Origin of the sequence: Nocardioides sp. LHD-245 (assembly GCF_030929495.1) — a bacterium.
Taxonomy (GTDB): Bacteria; Actinomycetota; Actinomycetes; order Propionibacteriales; family Nocardioidaceae; genus Nocardioides.
In genome coordinates this window covers 1-3,162 of record NZ_JAVFWN010000034.1, presented here as the reverse complement: position 1 = coordinate 3,162, position 3,162 = coordinate 1, and the positions used below count along the sequence as shown (strand labels likewise).

Here is a 3,162-nt window from a genome sequence, read left to right as displayed (position 1 = left end):
GATGGTCCGTTCGAGAGAGCTGTGAGAGGTGAACTCGAAGGATCACGCGGTGGCCGCGTCTACGTCCACGACCGGGACGAACTCGGCGACCGCGCTACACCACTATCGGGGACTCAACTCAACGTCGGCCCCTCCCGATCGCCGGCTCAGTCGCCGGCGGTGCCCTCGATCACCCATGTCGGCCGATCGCTGTCAGGGTTGCGGATGAGCAGCCACGAGAGCAGGCCGCCGCCGACGAGCAGCGCGGCGCACCACAGCATCGCGGAGCGGTAGCCGGCGTCGAAGACCTCGGGGCGTTGGTAGTCGGCGCCGGTGAGGCCCACCATCAGCGGCAGCGCGGCCACGGCCAGCAGCGACCCGGCGCGGGCGACCGCGTTGTTGACGCCCGAGGCGACGCCGGCGTGATGATCGGGCGCGGCGGCCAGGACCGCCGCGGTCAGCGGGGCGACGAGGGCGGCCAGACCCAGGCCGAACACGGTCAACGGCACGGCGACGTCCGTCCAGTAGTGCAGGTCCTCGTCGACCCGGCTGAGCAGCAGGGTGCCGACGGCACAGAGCAGCGGTCCGACCGTCATCGGCAGGCGCGGACCGATCCGCCCGGCCAGCGCGCCGCCGCGTCCGGCGAGCAGCAGCATCATGACGGTGATCGGCAACGTGGCCAGGCCGGCCTCGAGCGGCCCGAGGCCCGCGACCGTCTGCAGCTGCAGGACGAGGAAGAAGAGCACCCCACCCAGGGCGGCGTACGTCAGCAGGGTCATCGCGTTCGCCGCGCTGAACTGGCGCGAGGCGAACAGCGCCGGCGGGAGCATCGGGTGCGGCCGACGTCGTTCGTTGATCACGAACGCGACACCGGAGACGAGACCCACACCGAGGGACGCGGCGGCGACGCCTGGCTCGGCCGTCCACTGGATGAGGGCATAGGTGATCCCGCCGAGGCCGAGGGCGCCGAGCACCGCACCGATCGAGTCGAACCCGGGTACGGCTGCCGGATCGCGGGTCTCGGGGACCCGGCGGGCCACGACGAGGGTGACCACGGCGACGGGCAGGTTGATCAGGAACACCCAGCGCCAGCTCACCGCCTGCACCAGCCAGCCACCGAGGAAGGGGCCAACGGCGGTGGCGACGCCTCCGAGACCGGACCAGGTCCCGATCGCCCGGGATCGATCGGCCGGCGCGAAGGTGCCCTGGATCATCGCGAGACTGCCCGGGACCAGCAGGGCGGCCGAGACCCCCTGGGCGATCCGGGCGAGGATCAGCACGGGTGCCGTCGGCGCGAGGCCGCACGCCACCGACGTCAGGGCGAAGCCGACGACGCCGACCATGAAGATCCGCCGCCGCCCGAACCGGTCCCCCAACGACCCGCCGAGCAGGGTCAGCGACGCGAGGCTGAGGAGGTAGCCGTTGGAGACCCACTGCAGCTGCTCGAGGCTGGCATCGAGGTCCTCGCCGATCCGGTGCAGCGCGACGTTGACGACCGTGCTGTCGAGCAGCGCCAGGGACGAGCCGAGGATCGCGGCGGCGAGCACCGCCCGTCCGGTCCGCGACCCGACGGTGACCTCGGCACAGGTCGGATCCACGGTGGGAGGCTAGACGTCGCTGCGCCGGGCGGTGGCGGGCCCGGTGCCCTGCGCCATGGCGACGGCCGTCTCGATGACGTACTCCTTCACCGGCTCGTACGGGATCGCCTCGGTGCCGGGCAGGCCCGGGTCCTCGTCGCGGACGGCGACGCGCATGTGGGTCAGGTTGAGCACACCGAGCGCCTGGGCGTAGTAGAGGTTGGAGAGCATGCCGGGATCCTCGACGTGGAAGTCCCCTGCGGCGACGCCCTTCTCGAGGATCGTCGTCATCCGGCCCAGGCAGCTGGCCATGCCGATGCCCAGCTTGAGCATGGTCTCCTCGCTGATCTCCTTGAACAGCTCGTCCCCACGCCGGCGCAGCAGGACCAGGGCACAGTCGACGAAGGCCGGATGCTGCTGGCCGAAGTCGAGGAAGGCGCCGGCCAGGGCACGCAGCTGGTCGGCGGGTGACGCCGACTCGTCGAGGCGCTCGTTCATCAGGCTGTCCAGGTCGGACAGATAGCCGACCAGGGTCAGCGCGAAGAGCTCCTCCTTGCTGGAGAAGTGTCGATAGACGACCGCGCGGTTGATCCCGACGACGCGGGCGATGTCCTCGACGTGCGCCTCGCGCATGCCGCGCTCGTCGAAAAGGGCGCGGGTGGCTGCCAGGATCTTCTCGGTCCGTGCAGCCCGCTGGTCCACAGCTGGCATCTCGTTGTCAGGGCCCGGCGCTGATGCGGCCCGGCCCGTCCCCCTTCCCCGTCTACAGGCTCCATGCCCCAACGAGGATGCACCCCAGGTAGTCACTCCCCCTACCTGGTCACTCGTCAAGAAAGCAGCATAGTCCGGTCCCACCCGGGCGCGGATCCTCAGACGCGCCGGGCCGCAAACCATCTAAAGAAGGCTTTCTTCTATTGGTGTTCTTTGTCAGGCCTTGTCACCACGATGCACACGTGCCTTGGGACGCGGATGCCGGACGCCTGCTCGGGAAGCGGGTGCGTCAGCTGCGCGACGAGAAGGACCTGACCCAGGAGGCCCTGGCCCACCTGGCCGGCTGCACCAAGAACCACGTGCAGGTCATCGAGGCCGCCGGACGGCTCGATGTCGGCCGCCCGATCAACCTGCGGCTGAGCACGCTCTTCGGCATCGCCGAGGCCCTCGACGTCGAGCCCTGGGACCTGATCAAGGAGTCGGCGACCGACTCCTGAGCCCCGACACTGGCCTCCCGGCACAGGACGACACGTGAGGGTCGGGACGGCGCCCACCACGAGATCACTCAGCCTCCTCCGGCCGCGTTCCTTCGTCGAGGTGGGCGAACAGACTCCAACTGCAGGCAGTGTTGCAGCGGGGCAAGTCCGCAGCGACTCTCTTGACAATGCAAGCCGGGGTCCGGTCCACGAGCTCGTCGAGCATCCAGCCGGGGATGCGGCCGATGATGTAGTCGGCGACGCGACCGGCGACTCCGTCACCAGCGATGACGCTGACGACGACTCGGTCGACGAGGCGGCTCAACATGGCGATCTCCTGGCGTCCGCGGATACGGCCGCCGGTGGCGGCGATGCAGATGGAAGCGCGACCGGCGCCACGGGAGAGTTGTGGCGCCGGT

General features: G+C 70.1%; 4 protein-coding genes. 1 reads left to right on the top strand and 3 read right to left on the bottom strand.

Features of this window, described 5'->3' with window-relative positions; genetic code table 11:
• Nucleotides 1-146: 146 nt before the first annotated feature.
• Together RB608_RS28190 and RB608_RS28185 are read right to left on the bottom strand one after the other, a co-directional pair.
• Nucleotides 147-1,577, bottom strand: coding sequence for an MFS transporter (locus RB608_RS28190; protein ID WP_308091423.1), 1,431 nt, complete (start codon nt 1,575-1,577; stop codon nt 147-149).
• A gap of 9 nt (nt 1,578-1,586) precedes the next feature.
• Entirely contained in the window at nt 1,587-2,267 is a 681-nt protein-coding gene (locus tag RB608_RS28185; RefSeq protein ID WP_308091422.1) for a TetR/AcrR family transcriptional regulator, read from the bottom strand.
• A 242-nt stretch (nt 2,268-2,509) separates the two neighbouring features.
• Here RB608_RS28185 and RB608_RS28180 point away from each other — a divergent pair, with 242 nt between their 5' ends.
• The gene (locus RB608_RS28180; protein ID WP_308091421.1) at nt 2,510-2,764 is read left to right on the top strand and encodes a helix-turn-helix transcriptional regulator; all 255 of its coding nucleotides are present in this window, start codon (nt 2,510-2,512) and stop codon (nt 2,762-2,764) included.
• Nucleotides 2,765-2,828: 64 nt separating this feature from the next.
• Here the strand turns inward: RB608_RS28180 and RB608_RS28175 are convergent.
• Nucleotides 2,829-3,162: hypothetical protein (locus tag RB608_RS28175; protein ID WP_308091420.1), on the bottom strand; the 334-nt coding region annotated here is incomplete at its 5' end.